We start from the raw sequence: 23,273 nt of genomic DNA on the forward strand, positions 1-23,273 counted from the left end.
TAACTAATGATTGGATATTAGTTTATAAGGAAGAGTTTGTTTTACAAAGAGAAGCTATTCTGAGAGAAAAAGAAATTAAAAAATGGAAAAGTAAAACTAAAAATTCAAGATTTAATTCAACAAAAAAATAGCTCAGCTGGTTCAGAGCATCCCGATTTTATCGGGAGGCTCGGGGGTTCGAACCCCTCATCGTCCACTTTTAAAGAATAGTCAAAAGGGCTATCCTTTTTTATTTTGTAATAACTTTTCTTTTTTATGAATAGGTCATAAAACTGAATCACCTAAATATCTTTTGACTTAAAAACTATCTGTTTTTTCTAAAAAGCCATTAAAGGATATACTTCTAAATACTTAAAAATTTCGATACTTATTACGATAAAAACTGATTGTATTATTTTGTATTTTATAATTTGTATAAAATTTCGTACTTTGGTATGGCTTATAAATATTCAATGCTATGATATCACTTAAAATATTTTTGATAGAGGATGATGCTTTTTTTGGTGAATCATTAAAGTATCATCTTAAACTTAATCCTGATTTTGATGTTCATTTGTTTAAAACAGGTAAAGAATGTCTGGATAATTTATTTTTAAAACCAGATATTATTTGCCTTGATTTTGGACTTCCGGATATAAAAGGAGATATGCTTTTAAAAAAGATCCAACAGGCAAACAATCAAATCCCGATAATAATAATAAGCGGTCAGGAAGATATTGAAGTTGCAGTTAATTTTTTAAAATCAGGAGCAAGAGATTACATTGTAAAAAATAGTCATACTAAAGATATACTATGGAATTCAATTCTTAAGATAAGAGATAACTTGGATTTACTAAATGAAGTAGAAGAATTGAAAGAGAAACTAGAGCAAAAATTTAGTTTTGAAAATACAATTGTAGGACAAAGTGAAGCCATAAAAAGCGTTTTTAATAAGATCAATAAATCGATAAACAGTAATATCAATGTTTCCATAACAGGAGAAACAGGCACAGGAAAAGAGGTCGTAGCTTCGGCGATTCATTATAATTCTGATAGGAAAAACAAACCTTTTATAGCAGTTAATATGGCAGCTATTCCTAAGGAACTTGTAGAAAGTGAGTTTTTTGGTCACGAAAAAGGAGCCTTTACAGGAGCAGATACCAAAACTATAGGGAAGTTTGAACAAGCTAACGGAGGAACTATCTTTTTAGATGAAATAGCAGAACTGGATTTGAACCTTCAAAGTAAGTTGTTAAGAGTTTTACAAGAAAGAGAAGTTGTGCGTTTAGGAGGAACGTCCAAGATTAAATTTGATGCAAGATTGATAATTGCCACTCATAAAGATCTAAAAGAGGAAGTAAAAAACGGAAATTTCAGAGAAGATCTATATTATAGAATTATTGGACTACCAATAGAACTTCCGCCGTTAAGAGATCGGGGAAATGATGTATTGCTTTTGGCAAAACACTTTATAGATATGTTTGCTAAAGAAAATAAAATGAAGCCTCCGGTTTTATCTAAAGGAGCTAAAGACAGACTGTTAAAATATGCTTTTCCGGGTAATGTTAGAGAACTAAAATCGGTAATAGATCTTGCTTGTGTAATGTGTGAGAATTATGAAATTTTAGATGCTGACCTTACTTTTTCCAGTATAAACAATATGGATTTTTTCTTGTCGGAAAAGAAAACCTTAAAAGAATTTACGCATGAGATAATAATGCATTACTTGAAAAAGAATAATAATGATGTGTTGAAGACTGCCAAACAATTAGATATTGGTAAGTCAACTATATATAACTTAATTCAAGCAACCGAAAAATCCATCTAAATGAAAGTAGCTTCAATATTATTCAGAAACGGTTCTTTTGAACAAGAAAAAAATGAGGAAAATCTAAACTTTACAGACGCTGATCTTGTGCTTGGCTTTGGTGCAAGAGAATTAGTCTCTGATGAGGTTATTTATCAACGTATCAAAGAGGTGTTTCCTGTATCCAAATTGGTGTTGTGCTCTTCATCAGGAGAAATTAATGGAACGGAAGTTTTAGATGATACAATTTCCTTTACCATTATACAATTTTCGTCAACCATTATTAAGAGTTCAGAAGTTAACATTTCTGATTTTCCTAATAGTTTTGAAGCAGGGAAAACACTTATGCAAAATTTTGAACCCGATAATTTAAAGTTTGTATTTGTTATTTCAGATGGAGGATTAGTAAATGGTAGCGAACTGGTAAAAGGAATGAATATTTCCAAAACAAAAAATGTTCTTATAATGGGAGGACTTGCAGGAGATGCTGCCAGATTTGAGAAAACAGTAGTCGGATTAAACCAATTGCCTTCACAAGGACAGATAGTAGCACTTGGTTTTTATGGAGATAAATTGGTGCTGTCTCACGGTTCACTTGGTGGATGGGAAAGTTTTGGATTAGAAAGAACTGTAACCAAGTCAAAGGAAAACGTTCTCTCTGAAATTGATGATAAAAATGTACTTGAGCTTTATAAAAACTATTTAGGAAAGTATGCCGAAGAATTGCCGGGTTCTGCGCTCCTTTTTCCATTATCCATTAAGATAGACGATAGTGAAGAGCCAATAGTTAGAACAATATTATCTATTGATGAAAATAACCATACAATGACTTTTGCCGGCGATATTCCGGAGGGAAGCAAGGTTCGTTTTATGAAAGCTAATTTTGACCGACTCATTGATGCAGCAAGTGGCGCTGCAGATGCGTGTTTAGAGATCAACAGTTTTACTCCGAAACTAGCTTTATTGATAAGCTGTGTTGGTCGAAAACTGATTTTGGGAAACAGAATAGATGAAGAAGTTGAAGCTGTTTCAGAAATTTTTGGAGCACAAACCATGCTGACAGGTTTTTATTCTTATGGTGAAATCTCACCGGTAAAACCATTTGCAGATTGTGTTCTTCATAATCAAACCATGACAATAACATCATTAAATGAAATGGATTAATTATGGATATTCACAAGCTTTTACAGCGTCAGATCAATAAATATTTACCTTCGGGTTTAATAGACGACCCTTCATTTCAGTCATTTATTAAAGCTGTAAATGATTCTTATTTATCTTTTGAAAGAGATAAAGACTTAATGGATCATTCTTTTCAGGAAAGCGAGAAAGAATACAATCAAATTAATCAGAATTTAAAAAAAGAATATGAGTTAAAACAAGAGTCTATTTCTAATCTCTATGAAAGCCTTACAGAATTAAGAAACGATTACAATTTTGAAGAAGAAATAGAAAAAAATGACCTGCTTTTTATCTCAAGATATATCAGTGACGAGATTCGCAAAAGGAAAGAAACCGAAAAAAAACTATTTGAAACAGCCGAGTTTTTAAGGATTTTACTTGATAATCTTCAATCAGGGATATTAGTTGTTGATGACAACAATACTATTTTATATGTTAATCAGTATCTGTGTGAAACAAGAAATATAAGTGCATTGCCTCAAGAAATGATAGGGAAGAATCCGGATTTATATTTAGATGACGCAAAATTAATCTTTAAGAATACTGAAGCTTATAAAAATAGAATAGCGGAAATTTTAAACCAAGGAAATATCGTTATAGGAGAAATATTAGAAACCATTGACGGACGTTTCTTTGAAAGAGATTATATACCAATCATTGTAGATGATATTTGCATCGGACATTTATGGAAATCAACAGATGTTACTCAAAAGATTATAAGTAAAAATTTACTGAAACAGAGTGAAGAGCGTAATAGAATAATTATGAACTCTTCCTTAAATGCAATTATCACTATTGATATTAATGGAAAAATTACATTTTGGAATAATCAGGCAACGGTAATATTCGGATGGGATAGAGATGAAGTATTAGGCAAAACCTTGAATGAAACTATTATTCCCGATCGACATAAAAAACAACATTTTGATGGCTTGAAACATTATATCGATACAGGTGAAGGTCCTGTTTTGAATAAACAAATTGAACTTCCTGCAGTAAATAAAAATGGGGTAGAATTTCCTATAGAAATTTCGATTATTCCATTAGAACAAAATGGAGAAGTTTTCTTCTGTTCTTTTATTCAAGACATCTCCGAACGAAAGAAAGTAGAAACTAAATTAAGGATTCAGGAGGAAAAATATAGAAATATTATTGCCAATATAAATTTAGGACTTATAGAAGTCAACACGGAAGAAGTCATACAATTTGCAAATCAGAGCTTTGCCGAAATGAGCGGATTTGAGATAGACGAACTTATAGGAATGAGTGCTTTAGACACTTTTGTTTTTGGAGAAAACATTGAAGTGATGAAAGAGAAAAACCGTTTGCGAAAAAATGGTGTTTCCGATGTTTATCAAATTCCGGTACGAAATAAAAGAGGAGAATTAAGATGGTGGGCTGTTGGAGGTGCGCCAAATTATGACGATAAAGGGAATTTAGTTGGATCTATTGGCATTCATCTTGATATCACAGAACAAAAAAAGATGGAACTAGAGCTTGAAAGTGAAAAAATAAAAGCACTGGAAGCTTCTAAAGCCAAAGAATCTTTTCTCGCTAACATGAGTCATGAAATCAGAACACCATTAAATGCAATTATTGGCTTTTTGCGAGAACTTGAACGGCAAGGATTATCCGAAGTTCAAAAAAAATATGTAGATAATAGTGCAATAGCTTCCAAACATTTACTTTCTATTATAAACAACATCCTTGATATTTCTAAAATAGAAGCAGGAGAAATGTCTTTAGAAAATGAAGATTTCATCTTTGCTGATGCCATAAACAATGTGATAACTGTAATGCAACCCATAGCTTCCGAAAAGAGATTAAAGTTGTCATCTAAGATAGCCGATGATGTGAGTTCTGCATTTAAAGGAGATATATTACGATTGGAGCAAATCTTATTCAATCTGATTGGAAATTCATTGAAATTTACAAACCGAGGTTCAATTTCTTTACATTGTAAAGTAGTAAAGGATAACAATAATTTTCAGGAGGTTTGTATCTCTATTACTGATACAGGAATTGGTATGGAACAAAAGTTTGCAGACACTATATTCAATAAGTTTTCTCAGGAAGACAAATCCATAACACGGAAATTTGGTGGTACTGGTTTGGGTATGGCAATTACTCGGGAGTTAATACAACTAATGAAAGGGCATATTACTATAGAAAGTCAAAAGAATGTCGGAACTACAATTAATATTACTGTTCAATTTGAAAAAGGACAAATAGCTAATGTTAAGAAGTCTAAGAAAAAAGTAGATGTAGATATTACAGATACTAATATTTTATTAGTTGAAGATAATCTTATGAACAGAATGGTGGTCAACTATACACTCAATCATTTTAAATGTAAGGTTACAGAAGCTAATAACGGACTTGAAGCCATTGAAATACTCAAAAAAGAAAATTTCGATGTTATTCTGATGGACGTTCAAATGCCTGAAATGGATGGGATAGAAGCTACCAGAATAATAAGAGACGAATTAAAAATAAGTACTCCTATTATTGCGTTAACTGCCAATGCTTTTAAAAGTGAAGTTGACAAGTGTAAAGAAGCAGGCATGAATGATTATGTTCCTAAACCTTTTGAAGAATTTGTTCTTATCGAAACATTAGCAAGATATACCGTAAATAAAGATCTTCTTTTTCATAACAATATTGAGGAAAATGAAAACACAAAATTATACGACTTAAATATACTCAACACTATGAGTAAAGGAAATCATGAGTTTGTACAAAAAATGATTTCTATCTTTATAAGTCAAACAGAAGATGTAATTGAAAAAACAAAAGAAGCTTTAGATAAAGACAATTTTTTGCTTGTCAGTCAACTTATACATAAAATAAAACCCAGTATTGAAAGTATGGGAATTTTGATTATTCTTGACGATGTAAAACGATTAGAAAAGTTAGCCAAAGAATCTTCTGACCATAATCAAATTGCTAATTTATTTTCTCAAATAAAAAGTATCCTAGTAACGGCTATTGACCAGCTTAAAAAAGAAGTGAAAAACTGATTGAAAACCTAATAGCTGTGGAAACTTTTCCAATATTTGGAAAATTACAAAGCATATAAATATGTAAATACTTGTAAGTCAATTGTTTTTGATTTTGGTTTTAAAATTGGTACATGCTTTATCAAATAAAAAAAGATAAAGATGGAAACTCAAGACCAATTTAAAATTTTCATTGTAGATGATGATATTTTTTGTGCAAATGTCTACGAACAGTATCTCCTCACTACGTTGAATTATACAGACATTACATGTTACAGTAACGGTAATGATTGTTTAAATAATCTGCACCTAAACCCTGATATTATTTTTCTGGATCATAACATGGAAGATATAACAGGTTTTGAAGTACTCAAAAAAATAAAAAGATACAATCCTAATATTTATGTAGTCATGATTTCCGGACAGGAAAATATGAAGACAGCTATTGATGCTTTAAAATATGGTGCCTTTGATTATGTGATAAAAGACAAAGAAGTATGTGAAAAAATAGGGCAGATAATCCATAAAATCATCAAAGTAAAAGAAGAACTGGCAAAATCAGACCCAAGTATTATTAAACGTCTTTTATCCATCATTTTTTAATTAATCCTAAATATTTTAAGAAGATGAGAACTATACTAAACTATCTTTTAATCGCTCTGCTTTTTAGTGCTTGTAAAACACAAAATCTACTTGTAAGCGAAGATAAACCTGAAGACAAAAGCGCATTTTCATATGATTCAGCTTATCAATACAAGATACGTAAAGACGATAAAATATCAATTTCGGTATGGGGAGAAGATGATTTAAGTGTGGGTTCTGTCTATGGAATTTATAATTCCAATGAAGTGTATGGGAAATGGCTCATGGTCGATATAAACGGCAACATCGAAGTCCCTAAGATCGGTACTACAAATGTATTAGGAAAAACAGTACCGGAGCTAAAAGACATATTAACTGAAAAACTAAAAAAATGGTTGGTAAACCCTATTGTTGACATTAAGGTACTCAATAAAGAAATTACAATTTTAGGAGAAGTCAGAAATCCCAATACAGTTCAAGTGGATAAAGACAACGTTACGCTGCTAGAAATAGTAAGTAAGACAGGAGGATTTGAGTTTTATGCCAATCTTAAATCCATAAAAGTTTTACGTCAAGAAGGAGAAAACGTCAGGGTAACCAATATTGATCTAACTGTTGCGGATGATATTTTGAATACTAACATACAACTGCATCCGGGAGATATTGTAATTGTTCCTTCTAAAAAGAACAAAGAATTTGATAAACGCATAGCCACAATAATACCATTAACGACTACTATAAGTGCAGCAGCAATTGTAGCAGGACTATTATAGAACTAAAATTTGGATCATGAACGAGAACATCAGAATACTAAAGCCTTTTTTCAGAGGATTACCTATTATAATTGCAGTGATGGTTTTATCTGTACTTGCGGCAAAAAAATATCTTAATTATGTGACACCAATGTATGAAAGCACAGCAAAGTTAAAGCTGGCAGATGTACAGGAAGGTGTGCCTAGTGCTAATCTTTTTAAAGATTTCGATGTTTTTGCTTCTGCTAATAAAATAGCTACCGAAATAGAAGTACTTAAATCATCATTATTGATAGATAAAACGCTGAAAGAACTTCCTTTTCATAAAGAGATCTATAGAAAAGGAAGTGTACAATCTGTAGAGCTATTTGATAATTCTCCTATTTTGATAGATGCAACATTTAGTTCAGAAAAAGGATTAGATAAACGTTATGGAATCACCATATTATCCAATGAAGATTTCTTATTCAATTATCCCGATTCAGAAAAAAGTATCAAAGGAGTTTTAGGAAAACCTCTGAAAATGGACTATGGAACCGTACTTGTCCGATTGAATGAAGATTACATTAAAACTAAAAAAAATGTAAAAATCACCGACAATTATGAATTTGAATATTTGAGCTATGCAAAACTTATGGAGAAAATAAATAAAGGATTAGACATTGTAGCCGTGGATAAAGATGTACCGGTGATACGAATCAATTTTAAAAGCAATGTACCCGAAAAAGCCTCACTATTTGTAAACAAACTAGCTGAGGTTTATATTAAAGACTATATCGAAAATAAATATAAAGCTGCTGATACCACAGTTGATTTCCTTAAAGGTGAAATAGCATCTTCAAGTGAAAAGTTATCAAACTCTGAAAATAATATTCAGAATTTCAGAGATAAAAAGAATATAATTAACCTTACTCAGGAAACCGAAACCGACCTTCGAAAAATAGCCCAGCTAAAAATTGAAAAGACTAACCTTAAAATGAGCTTGAATGCGATTAAAGAACTTAATAGCTATATTGATTCAGGTAAGGATAATTATCTTGATTTAGCAGCAAATTTTGAAGCATTTACCGATTTGCTTTCTACCGAAATGGTTAAAAATATGAAAGCACTTCAGGCAGAAAAAAAAGATCTATTGCTTACGTATACGCCTGAAAATGATAAAGTAAAAATTATCGATTCTAAGATAAAAGACCTTACAGATTATCAAATTGAGAGTATTAAAAATACGGAGAAAAACCTACAGGTAAAGTATAACGAATTAGCTACCGAGATCAGTACTGCCGAACAAGCATTTGTAGGTTTGCCTGAAAAAGAAAAACAGTTGAATATACTCAACAGAGAATTCAATTTATATGAGAAAAACTATAATTTTTTAAACGAAAAACGCATTGATGCTGAAATCGCTAAATCGGCTAAAATAGCATTTCACAAAATAATAACTCCCGGAGATATACCAACATCACCGGTGTCGCCAATAAGAGCCATTATAATTATTGTAGCGGCTATAATGGGAATGTTTGGTTCTTTGGTACTGATATATGCAGTTCATTTTGCAAAAGCTAAAGTGAACGACACCTATACCATTGAAAAAAACAGTACTATCCCAATTGCACTGGCAACTCCTTTCATTAAAGATAAAGAATCTGTTAGAGAAACTTTCTTGCAAGAAGCCATGCAGATGGACTTGAAAGGGCTGTTACAAGAGAAAAGTATACTCGTAATTAGTTCACATGATCAATCAAAAGATCATAAATTTCATTCGTTAAATCTAATTAATTCTTTTAAAGAACAAGGAAGAAAAGTTTTAGTCATAGATGCTACAGGAGAACTTAAAAAAGAGAATTGTAAAGAAGATTATCTTAATTTTTCAGATAATAAATATTTAAGCTACACAAAAACAGTCTTTCAGGATATTATCAAAAAAGAAATGGAAAGGTATCAATTATGCGTCGTTCACAACCAACCTGTAAAAAAAGGAGCACTATCACTATTATTTATGAGTCTTGCAGATCAGAATTTTGTTGTGCTAGATAGCAGACAAACAGCAGAAAAAACGATCTTGAAAATTGAACTGCTTAAAGAAGAATACAATCTTCCGGGTATGTGGTTTATACTTAATAAATCAGGATATAATCCTAGCATTTTTTCTTCCTTTAGAAAAATGTATAGAAGAATTACAAACAAATAAGTCATAAGAAATGCAATTACTAAAAAAAATAACAGCTTCTCATTCCTTTCTGGCTTTTATAGATCAGGCATTATTTAGCGGAACCAGTTTTTTGCTAACCATACTTCTTGCTCAAAAATTAGATATTACAAGTTTTGGAATGTATTCATCTATAGTATTGGTCGTTTATTTACTAGTTAGTATATATAGTGCATTACTTATTCAGCCTTTTCAGGTTTCTTTTCCAAGAATTAAAGAAGCAAAACAATACATCTCTTTTTTGTTCTTAGGGTTTTTAGTTTTGTTGGTTTTTACACTCATAATGCTATTTTTTTTAATCTATTTTTTCTCTCAATATGATTATCATATAGCGATCGGATCTCTTTTATGCTTTTGTACAGGTTTTCTAATCAATGATTTTTTACGAAAAGTTTTTCTGGGTTTAGGAAATATATCTATTGTACTTATAATGGATGGGATCTACTTTTTAGTCCTTATATATTTACTTCTATTTTCCAACTTTAGTTTGTCGTATGCGTTATGGATTCTAGGTTCCGCAAATTTGCTCGCATCATTGCCCGGTTTAGTCTCTATTTTTAAAGATTATCAAAAACCTTTATTGTGGGAAGCATTTTTTAAAGATCATTTTTCACAAGGTAAGTGGCTGTTAAGCGTAGCGGTTTTACAATGGTGTTCCGCAAATTTTTTCGTGCTGGTTTCCGGTATTTATTTAGGTATTGAAGCATTGGGCGCATTGCGATTGGTACAATCTTTTTTTGGAATTATCAATGTAGGCCTTCAGACTATAGAGAATTATTTTGTACCCAAAATATCGTTAATCTACAATCAAAGCGTTGAGAAAGCAAAAACATATTTGACTAAACTCACAGTAACAGGACTAGTGATTTTTGGCGCGATCCTGTTGCCTGTTTTTATCTTTTCCGACCAAATTATAGTTTTGGCCGGCGGATTAAAATATCAACATTACAGTTATGTCGTAAAAATGATTTGTATTTTATATCTGTTTATCTTTTTGGGCTATCCTGTAAGGATATCAATAAGAGTCTTGATACTGAATAAAACATATTTCTTAGGCTATTTGCTGTCATTCATATTGTCTTTCGCTTCTTTCCATTTCTTATTGCAGTTTTATGGATTATACGGAGCAATTATAGGTCTTATTGCAAATCAAATAGTGATGATCTTGTATTGGCAAAGCCAATTAAACAATAAACAATTCGTGTTATGGAAATAATTCATTTAATACTCGGTAAAGCTAATCCTGAAAGGATGAATGGTGTGAACAAAGTAGTATACCAGTTAGCAACCAAACAAGCGGAGTTTGGTGAAAAAGTTGCCATTTGGGGAATTGTAAATGATATGGAAAAAAATTATGGCAGCCGCAATTTTGAAACCCGACTTTTTTTAAAGCAAGTATTTCCCTTTTTCTTTTCCAAAGCACTTAAAGATGCAATAATCGAAAAAAAAGGAAAAGCCGTATTTCATCTTCACGGAGGCTGGATTCCTGTATATTTTTTACTGGCAAAGTTGCTTTACAAGCATAATATAAAATTTGTAATCACAGCTCATGGCGCTTATAACAGCATTGCAATGAAAAAAAGCAGTTTTATAAAAGCACTTTATTTTCGGTTTTTTGAAAAAAAGGTACTTGAAATGGCGGATAGTATTCATTGCATAGGAAAAAGTGAGGTCTACGGACTAAAAAAGATATTTGATAAAGATACTGTCGTATTACTGCCTTATGGGTTTGAAAGTAACACATCTGTCACCATAAAAACTTTAGAAAAAGAGAACATCATATTTGGTTTCATAGGAAGACTTGATATTTATACTAAAGGACTAGATACTTTAATCCAAGCATTTAAAAAATTTCACAACAAGTATCCTGATTCTAAATTGTGGATAGTGGGAGATAGTAAAGAAAAGAAATTATTGGAGCAGTTCATCTTAAAAAATAACCTTCATGAATCTGTGGTTCTACACGGAAGTAAATTTGGTATAGAAAAAGACGAGCTATTAGAAAAAATGGATGTTTTTGTGCATCCTTCCAGAAATGAAGGTTTACCCTTATCGGTAATAGAAGCAGCCAGTTTTGGAAAACCTTGTATTGTTACAGATACGACTAACATAGGAAATGAAATAGCTAATTATAACGCCGGAGAAACAATATATTCCCAAAATGAACACAAATTGGAAGAAGCTATGGTTCACATGTTTGAAGTTTTTAATAATCCTGAGGCTTTTATGGCGATGCAAAAAAATGCGATACAAATGGTTCAGGAAAAATATAATTGGGAAAAGTTGCTTTTAAAATTTCGCCATAACTTATATCACATCTAATGGAAACTACAGTAAAAAAACACGATGCTTTTTTGAAAACAATAAATAATTATATGTTTATTGTGTTGCTACTCATGATTGCCTGTTTTTTTACATGGAGTGAAAATGTTGCAATAACCAGAGGAATAAAAGTAGTGGGGAGAATGGGATTAATGTTTTCTTCCATAGGAATTTATTATAAAATACTTAATTATGGTGCAGTAAATACTTTAGGATATAAAAATATATTTTCACTCTTATTTTATCTAATGTATCTCACATTGGGCTTTCTGTCTTTTATGTGGAGTACCAATCCGGGATTTAGCATGCTTCAATGGTTTATGACTTTTCAAAGTCTTGTTTTTGCTTATTTTTTTATAAAAAGTCTTAAAGTTCTGGATTATTTTTTTGAAGGACATTCCATACGTCTGTATCATTTACTAGGAAATTCTGTTTTTGTGCTGCAAACAATATTTGTGATAGGTATGTGGGTAGATCCTGATACTTTTTTCAGATTGACTAATGGTGGTGAAGAGGCAAGATTAGGTGGTGTAATGATGAATCCTAATGAATTGGGAATGTTAGCGGGATTAGGAGTAGCTTGTCTTATTTTTGACCTATACAGAAAAAAAAATAAAACATGGACCATTATTAAAATCCTGGTGATTTTTTATGCCTTGTTCATGACCGGATCTCGTTCCTCACTTATTGGTGTTCTTCTAATTATCTTTTTTCATATTAATCAAACTAAAAGACAAGGACTTAAAATAGCCATTATTGCAGGAGTGCTTTTAGTAGTTCCTTTTGCCATACAGCAAGTCATATTAAAAGGAGGTGATAAAGAACGCCTCGAAGAAATATTAACCTTAACAGGACGTTTGCCTTTCTGGCAGGCTCTCATTACCGAAGGTTTACCAAGAGAACCCTTATTAGGTTTCGGCTATATGCGGATAGACTACAAAGAGTTTTTTCAGAGTGTTCATACCTATCCCGGAAAAATGACGCATAATACTTTTATGCAGGTTTTAATGAACCTAGGATTTATAGGTTTATGCATAGCCATTTTTCAAATGATTTTTACTTTTAGAGCTTTCTTCTCTGAAGACAAAGAAAATAAGCTGATGCTCATCGGTATGCTTATACCGGTGCTGATAAACTCATTTACTGAATTTGGAATATTCGGCGAAAGCAATTATGGTATCCTATTCTATCAAATGATAATTTTTTCAGTTTCCTTTAAACACAATACACATCTTACTTCTATTCAGAAGATTTATTTAAGAAAAAGAAGAACAGATTTAAACGTATAGCTTTCCAAAAAAATATTTTCATTCCATAAAATGGAAAATAAGACACTTTGATTTGTTTGTAAAATGTTGTTTTTCAATGGTTTTTAGTTTTGGTACGGTTTTTCATCTAAACATTTTAAATTAAATTTTTTGTATCATGGAAAATATATTTAATAAAATAGGATATTCCCTATCACGTGTAAGAAAAAGTGCTAACGATTCTGTTTTGGATGTTTTATTTATTAAAAATCCTGATGGAAGTATAAGATGGGTTTGGAATGCAAAAAACAGAAAACCATTATTTTTAAAATTTTACAACATGGGCAGCAAAAGAGCCAAACTATTTGCTCTTATGATAAAAACTGTTTTTGCCTTGAGACTACAAAAATTATTCTTTAACAAACATAGATTCTACTATGATAAAGAAATAATTACACTTTTTGATTGTAATGAAGACTGGGCTTTGTTTACCGGAACTACAGGTCCAAACAATAAAGCTATTTTATACACTAATAACGTGTTCTTTAAAATAGCTACTACTTCTAATGCTCAGGAACTAATTAAGAAAGAAAGCATGATTTTAAGACACAGTTCTTTCACAAAATTCAAAGTTCCTAGGTCAAAACAAATATCAGATGATATCATTCAGCTTTCCGATGTTACAGGAAAAGGAATAAGAACAAATAAAATTGAGCAGGCTCATTTAAAAGCTCTGATAGAAATGAATCTACCGGACGATCAGGTTATAGAACTAAGTTCATGGAAATTATTTAATGAGCTTAAAAAAGATTTTAAAAAAATTAATGACGAAAGAATCCCTAAGAATCTGATCAGAAAAATGAATATTTTAATAGATGAATTAGCTTCAGAAGAAATTGTGGGTATTTGTCTCTCTCATGGTGATTTTACATCATGGAACATGTATGAAGTTGATGGGAAAATTGCATTGTATGATTGGGAATTAGCTGCTTTTGAAAGACCTAAAGGGTTTGATTATTTCCACTTTTTGATTCAGCAAGGCGTAATGGTCGATAGAAAATGCTGGAAAGAGATTTATGAAGATATTAAAAACCAATGTGTAGGCGATTTTTCGACCATAGTATTTGAAAATGATTTGGAAGTAGTAAAACGATATTTAAAATATTATTTACTGATAAATTGCATGAATTATTTGAAAGTATATGCCGAACAACCCAAATGGCATATACAAATCAACTGGCTATTTGAAGTTTGGAACGAGGCTTTCAATATGTTTCTGACTAATAGCAAAAGCTCAAGACAGTTAGTAATCATGGACTTATTTGACCATATACAAAATGAGAATTATGCAGCAGTTAAGTTTTTAAACGGATATCCTGAAAATCTTAGCATTAACTCAGATATAGATCTTATTATAGAAAACACTCTTAATGATAAACTGACTAAATTTTTTAAACAGCATTCACTTGTAACTAAAATGATCTCTAAACCGAAATCATTTATGAATACCATTCAACTGATATTAGATGATGGTTCTTTTCTGTCAGTAGATCTGATATGGCAGACAAAAAGAAAAAACATTGTTTTTATGGAAGTTAAAAAAGTGCTTAAAAATGCTTACATGAACAGTTTTGGAGTAAAAACAACTTCTGTTAATGATACTATGCGATATCTGTGTGGATTCTATTCCCTTAACAATGTTGAAATACCAGAAAAGTATAGAGTTTATGAAGAAGCTGTAGTTGGTATGAATAAAAAGAAAGATAGCCTTGTTAGTGAGTATTTTCAAGATTTCGGGAAAAATAAAAAAGCTCTTTTAAAAGAATTGAAAAAAAATAAAGAAAACAGAGGATTAAATGCTGTTAAAAATAGACTCTTATATTTTTATGATATTTTAACCTCATACAGAAGAAAAGGTTTTGTCATTACTTTTAGCGGAGTAGACGGAGCCGGCAAATCAACAGTTATAGAAAACGTAGCTCATTTAATAGAAAAGCAGTTAAGATATCCTGTAGTTGTTTTACGCCATAGACCATCTATACTTCCTATTATTAGTGTTATTTTCAGAGGAAAAGAAGAGGCTGAAAAAAGAGTTGAGTCTAGTTTACCTCGTACAGGTTCTAATGATAGATTGTTATCTTCATTATTGCGCTTCTCCTATTATTATGTAGATTATTTCATTGGCCAATTCTTAGTATTCTTAAAATACACATTAAGAGGTTATGTTGTGATTTATGATAGATATTATTTCGATTTTATTAGTGATAGCAAAAGAAGTAATGTGGTTTTGCCAAAAGGATTATCGTTTTTAGGCTATACATTTTTACTTAAACCAAAATTTAATTTTTTCCTTTTTGCAGATAAACGGATCATTTTGGAAAGAAAAAATGAGCTTGACGAATCAACCATCACAGAACTAACGAATAATTATGGTTCACTTTTTAGAAAACTAGGGAAAAATAATAAAAGCGAAGTATATGAGATTATTGAAAACAATGATCTTAATTTAACTTTAAATCATGTTTTACTAACCATAAAAAGCCATTAAGATGAAAACTTTATTACAAAAGATAATTCAGCTTAGAAATCCAAATTTCAGCTTTGACGACAATATAACTACAGCTATTCTCATGCAATTTATGTGGATACAGTTGGTGGCAATGTTAAGAGGTTTATGGGTGCTTTTTTATGGTAAAAGATCAAAAGGAATGATGTTAGGCAAGTCGGTAAATTTCTTTTACCTTTCCAAAATATCTTGGGGCAGATTTCTGCGTCTTGGCAACCAAGTTGTCGTATCAGCACTAAGCAAAAACGGGATCAGATTTGGAAATAATGTAAGCATAGGAGCCTTTAGTAGAGTAATCGTATCTACATCGCTCAATAATCTTGGCAATAAAATTGTAATCGGCGATAACGTAGGAATTGGCGAATATGCTTATCTGGGCGGCGGCGGCGGATTAGAAATAGGAGATGAATGCATCGTGGGGCAGTATTTTAGCTGCCATCCGGAAAATCACAATTGCGATGATCTTACAGTTTCTATAAGACATCAAGGAGTGACGAGAAAAGGAATACGCATAGGAAGCAATTGCTGGATCGGTAGTAAAGTAACAATACTTGACGGGGTCGAAGTAGGAAAGGGATGTGTAATTGCCGCCGGAAGTGTGGTAACCAAATCTTTTCCTGAAAACAGTATAATTGGAGGAGTACCGGCAAAAATCTTAAAAAGCAGGGATCATGAGTAGTAAAATCATATTGGCATCTTGCTACGCTGTTAATCCTTATAAAGGCTCCGAAGATGCTATGGGATGGAATTTTGTAATGCAAATTGCCCGATTCAATAAGGTGATCGCTATTACAAGGGAAAATAATAAAGAAGCTATCGAAAAGTTTATGACTGAAAATCCTGCTTCTGATTATTCCGGCATCACTTTTTTGTATTTTGATTTGCCTTATTACATGCGTTTTTGGAAAAAAGGGAGTCGTGGAGCCATGTTTTATTTTTACTTATGGCAAAGAGGAATTGTGAACTTTGTGAAAAAACAGAATATACATTTTGATATAGCTCATAATGTCAATTTTCATAACGATTGGACACCTAGCTTTTTATGGAAACTGAATAAACCTATGGTTTGGGGGCCTGTGGGGCATCATCCGCTTGTACCTAAAATGTATCTTAAACCATATTCAATAAAGTATAGCATTAAAGATAGTCTAACTTGGTTGGTCAAAAAAGTATTCTGGAAATATTCAACTGCTTTAAACAAAACAAAACAAAATGCGGCTCATATATGGTGTATGAATACAGATGTTCCGATTAAACTTAATTTAAAAACCGGTTATTCTGTTTTTCCTTCGGTAGCCTCAGAAGATTATTCTACAGTTGAGTCTGAAGAAAAAAAAGGGTTTCATGTTATAAGCGCAGGAAGATTTGTGCCTCTTAAAGGATTTGATCTTACGATCCGTTCGTTCATTAAATTTTTAGAGACTGTTCCTGTAGATGAACGCATGAATTGCAAATTAACTTTAGTAGGTTCCGGGGCGGAGAAAGGTTTTTATGAAAAATTAATAAACAATAGTATCGCTAAAGATAATGTTGAAATAAAAGAATGGGTAGAACGATCACATCTCATGAAACTGTATAAACAATCATCAGTATTTATGTTTCCATCGCATGAAGGAGCAGGAATGGTAGTTGCTGAAGCCTTGTCTTTCGGATTGCCGGTAATATGTCTTGACAACATCGGCCCTGGCCAATACATAACACCTCACTGTGGTTTTATAATACCTCAAACCAATTATAATCATACAGTTCAGGATTTAGCCGATGCTTTAAATACATTGTATTCTGAAACTGATCTTTTGAATAAAATGAGTCATAATGCCCGTGAAAGATATAACCAAAGATTTACATGGGATAGTAGAGGAGAACATTTAAAAGAAATTTATAACAACCTATCGATATGAGAATTATAGCAGCACATTTATTAAATGACTATAGCGGAAGCCCTAAAGTATTGAAGCAGCTACTGAATGGTTGGTCTAAAAGAGATATAGAATTGCATTTATTTACGTGTAACGGAAGAGAGGGATTTTTATCAAATTTGCCCAAAGTTACAAATCATTTCTATTGGTATCGGTTTGCAAAAAATCCTTTGATGAGGTTGTTTTTTCTTTTTTCCAGCCAATTATTTTTAGCAGTTAAATTATTTCTTTTCTTAAAAAGAGGAGATATTGTATATATCAATACTGTATTGCCTTTTGGTGCAGCTATAGCCGGCAAAATAAGAGGGAACAAAGTGATTTATCATGTTCATGAAACCAGTATGAAACCTTTGTTGTTCAAACAGTTTTTGTTTGGTGTTGTAAAGCATACAGCTACTGATGTAGTATATGTTTCAGAATTTTTAGCAAAGCAGGAACCCTTGAATATTCGCAAACATATAATTCATAATGCACTCGAAGAAGAATTTATAAAACAAGCCTCACTTGTTAACGAGCCTCTGAAAAAGGATAAAATTGTTTTAATGATATGTTCGTTAAAAGCATATAAAGGGGTTAATGAGTTTCTGAAATTAGCCCAAACAAATCCGAAATATATTTTCAAATTGGTAGTAAATGCTTCTAAGGCAGAAATCGATCTTTTTTTTAAAGACGAAGAATTGCCATCTAATTTAATGATTTACCCAACTCAGGTGAACACTCATTCATTCTACAAAGAAGCTAGTTTAGTCGTTAATTTATCAGATACGAATCTTTGGGTCGAAACTTTTGGACTAACAGTACTTGAAGCCATGGCTTATAATTTGCCTACTATAGTTCCGCCTGTTGGAGGAGTTACCGAATTAGTAGAAGAAGGCAAAAATGGCTTTTTAATTGACAGTAAAAATGCCTTTCAAATTTCTCAAGTGCTGTCCCGACTTTTTGAAGACGAAGCCTTGTATAAAGAAATGAGTGATTATGCTCAAAAAAAGAGTCAAATGTTTAGTCTTAAAGTTTTTGAGGAAAAATCACTTAATGTTGTTTCCTAATAATAAAATAAATTCCAAAATGTGGAATTTTTAAAAATCAAAATACTTATAACTATTTGTAATTCAGTAATTTAAAATTTTTAGTATGGTTTTGGTATTATATCCATAAAATATTTAGAATTATGAAAACATATAAAATTGCCATAATAGGAACCGTTGGCTTACCCGCTAAATATGGAGGATTTGAAACACTGGCAGATCATTTGGTAAGCAATCTGTCTGAAAAATATGATTTTACAGTTTATTGTTCCCAAAAAAAATATAAAAAAGAAGAACGTTTAGCATCATATAAGGGAGCAAAATTACAATACATCCCTTTGGAAGCTAATGGCGTTCAAAGTATACCCTATGACACGATTTCAATACTTCATGCCATCTTTAAAAATGATATTCTATTGATTTTAGGAGTTGCTGGTGCATGGATATTGCCTTTTGTAAAATTATTTACAAACAAAAAAATTATCATTTCAATTGACGGGATTGAATGGAAAAGAGATAAATGGTCGCTTTTAGCCAAACTTTACTTATGGTGGGCAGAAAAAATTGCCGTGAAATATTCGCATATCGATATTTCTGATAACGAGTCAATACAAGATTATACAGCCGTTCGTTATGAAACGCTAAGTCGTGTTATTGAATATGGAGCAGACCATACTATGAAAGTAGTACCCAATGAAGAAGATATTCAAAAATATCCGTTTTTGAGTGACAATTACGCTGTAAAAGTATGTCGTATTGAGCCTGAAAATAATGTTCATATTGTTCTGGAGGCATTCAAACAAAAATCAGATATGAACTTGGTACTCGTAGGAAACTGGAATAATAGTGAATATGGTAAAAGATTGAAAGAAGAGTATGGAAGTGTTAATAATATTCACTTACATGATCCGATATATAATCAAAGGGAAATTGATTTAATCAGAGGGAATGCCGGTTTATACATACATGGACATTCTGCCGGAGGAACTAACCCTTCACTTGTAGAAGCCATGTACTTAGAACTGCCGGTTATCGCTTTTGAAGTTTCTTATAATATCACAACTACAGAAGGTAAAGCTATTTATTTTTCATCTGTAGCAGATTTAATAGAACAATTGGAATGGATTAACGATGAAAGATTAACAGAATTAGCAGATAAAATGACAGCCATTGCACGAAGAAGATACACATGGAACAATATCGCTAAGAAATATGAGCTCTTAATAGAAGAAGCTCTTTCTACTAAAGGGAAAATGAATGTTTCTTCCGAAGTTAAAAAACTAGAAATCTCTTTTTTAGAAGAGTTCCAGTTATCCCATTTAAAAAATAGTAACTTCTTTTATGAAAAATAGATAGATTATGAAAACGCTATTAGAAATTACCTCTTACGGAGTTTTGTCACTTCTTCTAACCCTAATTTTTATTCCGTTTATTAGAAGTATGGCGATGAAAGTTAATTTGGTAGACAAACCGAATTATAGAAAGGTTCACTTGAATGCAGTGCCTTTAATAGGTGGAATTACCATTGCTTTGGTCGTATTTATGGTAGTCCTTATTTCAGGTTTTAGAGAAGTTTTTATTAAAGAGTACCTTTCGGTTTTTACAGGAGCTTTTATTTTACTTATTGTTGGGATTATTGACGACAAGAATGATATTCCGGCAAAATATAGATTAGCAATCCAATTGATTTTAGCTTTTATTATCGCATTTTCAGGAATTAGATTAACCTCATTATATGGTTTATTCGGGATTTATGAAATAAATGTGTGGATTCAGTACGTATTAACGATCTTGATAATTACAGGTGTTGTCAATGCTTTTAATCTCATGGATGGTGTTGATGGTCTTATTGGTGGAATTTCACTTTTAGGATTTGTACTGTTCCTCTTTTCTGCACTCTATTTTAAAGACTACTTTTTAGTGTTTTTAAGTACTGTTTTCATGGGATCTATTATCGGTTTTTTAAAATTTAATTTAGGGAAGAAAAAGATATTTATGGGCGATTCAGGTTCGCTATTTATAGGATTTATTATGGTAACCGAAGCTATTAAATTTTTACAAAAGAATGTAATGCTTAATCATAAAACTCCTGATATGGTAGTATTATTGTTAATTGTGTTTTTTTCAATTCCTGTTTTTGATTCGTTACGCGTTTACCTGGGAAGAATAAAAAAAGGAAAATCTCCCTTTAGTGCGGATAGATCGCACTTGCATCACCTGCTCTTAGGAATAGGTTTAACGCACAAAAAAGTAACTGTTGTAATTTCATGTATTTGCTTATCGCTTGTAATGCTAGGGTTAAGTTTGAAATTTTTTGCATCAATTACTTTAATTATTTTGATTTTAATCACTGCTTTTTCAATTATAGTAAGATTACTTTTAATGATGAACAATCTCAATAGTTGGAGAGATAAGATTAGAGAAATGGAATGTTCTGCACGATGAAAATTAACCGCTAAAAATCCCGTTTTAAACGGGATTTTTTGATTTTATAACGGTCTGAATTTATTTAAACTTTCAATATCTTTGTTATACAAAAAGCAAAAACATTGGAAACTAAAAATATTAAAATACTACATATCGATTCCAATAATCCAATATTATGGGATCAATTAGCAACATTAGGCTTTCAAAACGAAGTGGATTACACTTCTACTAAAGAAGAAATTGAAGCTAAAATTGAAAATTATCAAGGCATTGTCATTCGTAGCCGATTTAAAATTGATAAAACTTTTTTAGATAAAGCTAAAAATCTTCAATTTATTGCTCGTGTAGGTGCCGGATTAGAAAGTATCGATATTGAATATGCCGAAACAAAAAGTGTTTATTTAATTGCTGCTCCCGAAGGAAATAGAAATGCCGTGGGCGAACATGCTTTAGGAATGCTGTTGTCGCTTTTCAATAATTTAAACAAGGCAAATGAGGAGGTAAAGTCAGGGTATTGGAAGAGAGAAGCGAATCGCGGACATGAACTGGATGGAAAGACAGTCGGAATTATCGGTTATGGAAATATGGGAAAATCTTTTGCAAAAAAGTTACGCGGCTTTGATGTTGAGGTTTTGTGTTATGATATTTTGGAAAATGTTAGCGATGCCAATGCAAAACAAGTGTCTTTTGAAGAATTTCAACAAAAAGTAGATGTAGTGAGTTTACATACACCGTGGACACCTTTGACCGATAAAATGGTGAACAAAGATTTTATTGCCGGTTTTGCCAAACCGTTTTGGCTAATTAATACCGCTCGAGGAAAAAGTGTGGTAACGGAAGATTTAGCGGAAGCATTAGAAACTAAGAAAATTTTGGGCGCCGGTTTAGATGTTTTGGAATACGAAAAGCTGTCTTTTGAAACCTTGTTTGAAGGTGAAAAACCTAAAGCTTTTCAGTATTTATTAGAAGCTAAAAATGTATTGTTAACACCTCATATTGCAGGTTGGACGTTTGAAAGCCATGAAAAATTAGCACAAACCATTGTCGATAAGATTAAAGAGTTCTATAATTTGGAACCAAAAGTTGGACTTCAACCTAAAAAAGTAACCGGAATCGGTGGTTTTTTCTTTAAAAGTAAGAATCCAAAAGAATTAAGAGATTGGTATACTAAACATTTGGGTTTCAAAACAAATGATTATGGAAGTACCTTTTCTTGGAAAAATGAAGAAGGAGAAGATTGTACGACGCAATGGAGTCCATTTCAAGAAGATACCAAATATTTTAATCCATCTCAAAAAGAATTCATGCAGAATTTCCGCGTAGACAATTTGGAATGGCTTTTAGGCGAATTAAAAAAAGAAGGAGTTTCTCAAATAGGCGAAATGGAGTCCTATGATTATGGGAAGTTTGCTTGGATTTTAGATCCGGAGGGAAATAAAATTGAGCTGTGGGAAGAATAGATGATTGTGTTGTTAAACATTTTTATATATTAGTAGATAAAATTATATAACATTTTAAATCAAAATTATGGAGACAACTAAACCAAACGAAACATGGAATCAACCCAATCACTCAGAAGAACCACAGGAAAATAAAAAAATTCTAGCAGGTGTTTTAGCTTTATTATTTGGAGGAATTGGGATTCATAAATTTGTTTTAGGTTATACTAAAGAAGGAATAATACAAATTATATTATCAGTTGTTAGTTGTGGAGTACTTGGAATTATACCTTTTATAGAAGGAATAATTTATTTAACAAAATCCGATCAAGATTTTTATAATACCTATCAAGTAGGTAAAAAAGGTTGGTTTTAATACAAAAAAAGAGCTTGAATTTCAAGCTCTTTTTTTTGTGTTATTCTTGGGTAAGCCCAATTTCGTTTAATTCGTTGTCTTTGTCAAGTAAGTATTCTGCTGAACCATACCCTAAAATTGGATAAAAAATAAAAGGTAAGAGAATTAATCCAACCGTAAACCCTGTGTCTTTTCCAAAAGCTTTAGAAAGCTCGTTCGTTGCTACAACTGCATAATAAATATTAACAAAAGGAATAAAAAACATGAATAACCACCATGTCGGTTTTTTAATAATTTCAAGTAAAACAATTGCACTGTAAATAGGAATAATGCAAGCCCATCCCGGTTTACCCGCTTTTACGAAGATTTTCCAATACGCTCCGATAAAAAAGATAATAACTGCTAAATAAAAAATAAAGAATAGTAATAAAGCTGCCGCCATAAAATAAATATTTAAAAGTGTTAA

The 23,273-nt window shown here is 31.7% G+C and carries 18 protein-coding genes, 1 tRNA gene and 1 pseudogene; 19 read left to right on the forward strand and 1 reads right to left on the reverse strand.

Annotation, left to right across the window (positions count from 1 at the left end):
* The first annotated feature begins 129 nt into the window (after positions 1-129).
* The 19 genes and pseudogenes from ACUSJC_RS01665 to ACUSJC_RS01755 all read left to right on the forward strand — a co-directional run bounded on the left by ACUSJC_RS01665 (position 130) and on the right by ACUSJC_RS01755 (position 22,828).
* Positions 130-196, forward strand: a tRNA-Lys gene (locus ACUSJC_RS01665).
* Positions 197-457: 261 nt separating this feature from the next.
* Positions 458-1,807: a sigma-54-dependent transcriptional regulator gene (locus ACUSJC_RS01670; RefSeq protein WP_449267818.1), complete on the forward strand. Its 1,350-nt coding sequence runs from the start codon at positions 458-460 to the stop codon at positions 1,805-1,807.
* Positions 1,808-2,950, forward strand: coding sequence for an FIST signal transduction protein (locus tag ACUSJC_RS01675; protein WP_449267819.1), 1,143 nt, complete (start codon positions 1,808-1,810; stop codon positions 2,948-2,950). It abuts the gene before it with no gap.
* Positions 2,951-2,952: 2 nt separating this feature from the next.
* Complete coding sequence (locus tag ACUSJC_RS01680; RefSeq protein ID WP_449267820.1) at positions 2,953-5,988, forward strand: PAS domain S-box protein; 3,036 nt, start codon at positions 2,953-2,955, stop codon at positions 5,986-5,988.
* Between the two features lie 141 nt (positions 5,989-6,129).
* A complete protein-coding gene (locus ACUSJC_RS01685) occupies positions 6,130-6,570 on the forward strand; it encodes a response regulator (RefSeq protein WP_449267821.1) in 441 nt (146 codons plus the stop codon).
* A 23-nt stretch (positions 6,571-6,593) separates the two neighbouring features.
* Complete coding sequence (locus ACUSJC_RS01690; protein ID WP_449267822.1) at positions 6,594-7,322, forward strand: polysaccharide biosynthesis/export family protein; 729 nt, start codon at positions 6,594-6,596, stop codon at positions 7,320-7,322.
* A gap of 16 nt (positions 7,323-7,338) precedes the next feature.
* A complete protein-coding gene (locus ACUSJC_RS01695) occupies positions 7,339-9,489 on the forward strand; it encodes a GumC family protein (protein ID WP_449267823.1) in 2,151 nt (716 codons plus the stop codon).
* A gap of 10 nt (positions 9,490-9,499) precedes the next feature.
* Positions 9,500-10,723, forward strand: coding sequence for a hypothetical protein (locus ACUSJC_RS01700; protein WP_449267824.1), 1,224 nt, complete (start codon positions 9,500-9,502; stop codon positions 10,721-10,723).
* Entirely contained in the window at positions 10,714-11,829 is a 1,116-nt protein-coding gene (locus tag ACUSJC_RS01705) for a glycosyltransferase family 4 protein (RefSeq protein ID WP_449267825.1), read from the forward strand. Before ACUSJC_RS01700 ends, ACUSJC_RS01705 begins: the two co-directional genes overlap by 10 nt.
* On the forward strand, positions 11,829-13,118 hold the full coding sequence (locus ACUSJC_RS01710) for an O-antigen ligase family protein (RefSeq protein ID WP_449267826.1): 1,290 nt from the start codon (positions 11,829-11,831) through the stop codon (positions 13,116-13,118). Before ACUSJC_RS01705 ends, ACUSJC_RS01710 begins: the two co-directional genes overlap by 1 nt.
* A 136-nt stretch (positions 13,119-13,254) precedes the next feature.
* A complete protein-coding gene (locus ACUSJC_RS01715; protein ID WP_449267827.1) occupies positions 13,255-15,624 on the forward strand; it encodes a hypothetical protein in 2,370 nt (789 codons plus the stop codon).
* Between the two features lie 160 nt (positions 15,625-15,784).
* Positions 15,785-16,321: an acyltransferase gene (locus tag ACUSJC_RS01720; protein WP_449267828.1), complete on the forward strand. Its 537-nt coding sequence runs from the start codon at positions 15,785-15,787 to the stop codon at positions 16,319-16,321.
* A complete protein-coding gene (locus tag ACUSJC_RS01725) occupies positions 16,314-17,543 on the forward strand; it encodes a glycosyltransferase family 4 protein (protein WP_449267829.1) in 1,230 nt (409 codons plus the stop codon). The genes ACUSJC_RS01720 and ACUSJC_RS01725 overlap by 8 nt, the downstream gene beginning before the upstream one ends.
* Entirely contained in the window at positions 17,540-18,607 is a 1,068-nt protein-coding gene (locus ACUSJC_RS01730; RefSeq protein WP_449267830.1) for a glycosyltransferase family 4 protein, read from the forward strand. Before ACUSJC_RS01725 ends, ACUSJC_RS01730 begins: the two co-directional genes overlap by 4 nt.
* 122 nt (positions 18,608-18,729) lie before the next feature.
* Positions 18,730-19,938: a DUF1972 domain-containing protein gene (locus ACUSJC_RS01735; RefSeq protein WP_449267831.1), complete on the forward strand. Its 1,209-nt coding sequence runs from the start codon at positions 18,730-18,732 to the stop codon at positions 19,936-19,938.
* A gap of 7 nt (positions 19,939-19,945) precedes the next feature.
* A complete protein-coding gene (locus ACUSJC_RS01740) occupies positions 19,946-21,031 on the forward strand; it encodes a glycosyltransferase family 4 protein (protein ID WP_449267832.1) in 1,086 nt (361 codons plus the stop codon).
* 104 nt (positions 21,032-21,135) lie between these two features.
* Positions 21,136-22,080: pseudogene (locus tag ACUSJC_RS01745) on the forward strand (2-hydroxyacid dehydrogenase); the annotation flags it as partial.
* 3 nt (positions 22,081-22,083) lie between these two features.
* Positions 22,084-22,473 carry a VOC family protein gene (locus ACUSJC_RS01750; RefSeq protein ID WP_449268035.1) on the forward strand — a complete coding sequence of 130 codons (390 nt, stop codon included), beginning with the start codon at positions 22,084-22,086 and terminating at the stop codon, positions 22,471-22,473.
* Positions 22,474-22,540: 67 nt separating this feature from the next.
* On the forward strand, positions 22,541-22,828 hold the full coding sequence (locus ACUSJC_RS01755; protein WP_449267833.1) for a TM2 domain-containing protein: 288 nt from the start codon (positions 22,541-22,543) through the stop codon (positions 22,826-22,828).
* Positions 22,829-22,868: 40 nt separating this feature from the next.
* Here the strand turns inward: ACUSJC_RS01755 and ACUSJC_RS01760 are convergent, their stop codons facing one another.
* On the reverse strand, positions 22,869-23,249 hold the full coding sequence (locus tag ACUSJC_RS01760) for a DUF5684 domain-containing protein (RefSeq protein ID WP_449267834.1): 381 nt from the start codon (positions 23,247-23,249) through the stop codon (positions 22,869-22,871).
* Between the last annotated feature and the right edge of the window lie 24 nt (positions 23,250-23,273).

The organism is Flavobacterium sp. U410 (genome assembly GCF_053570605.1).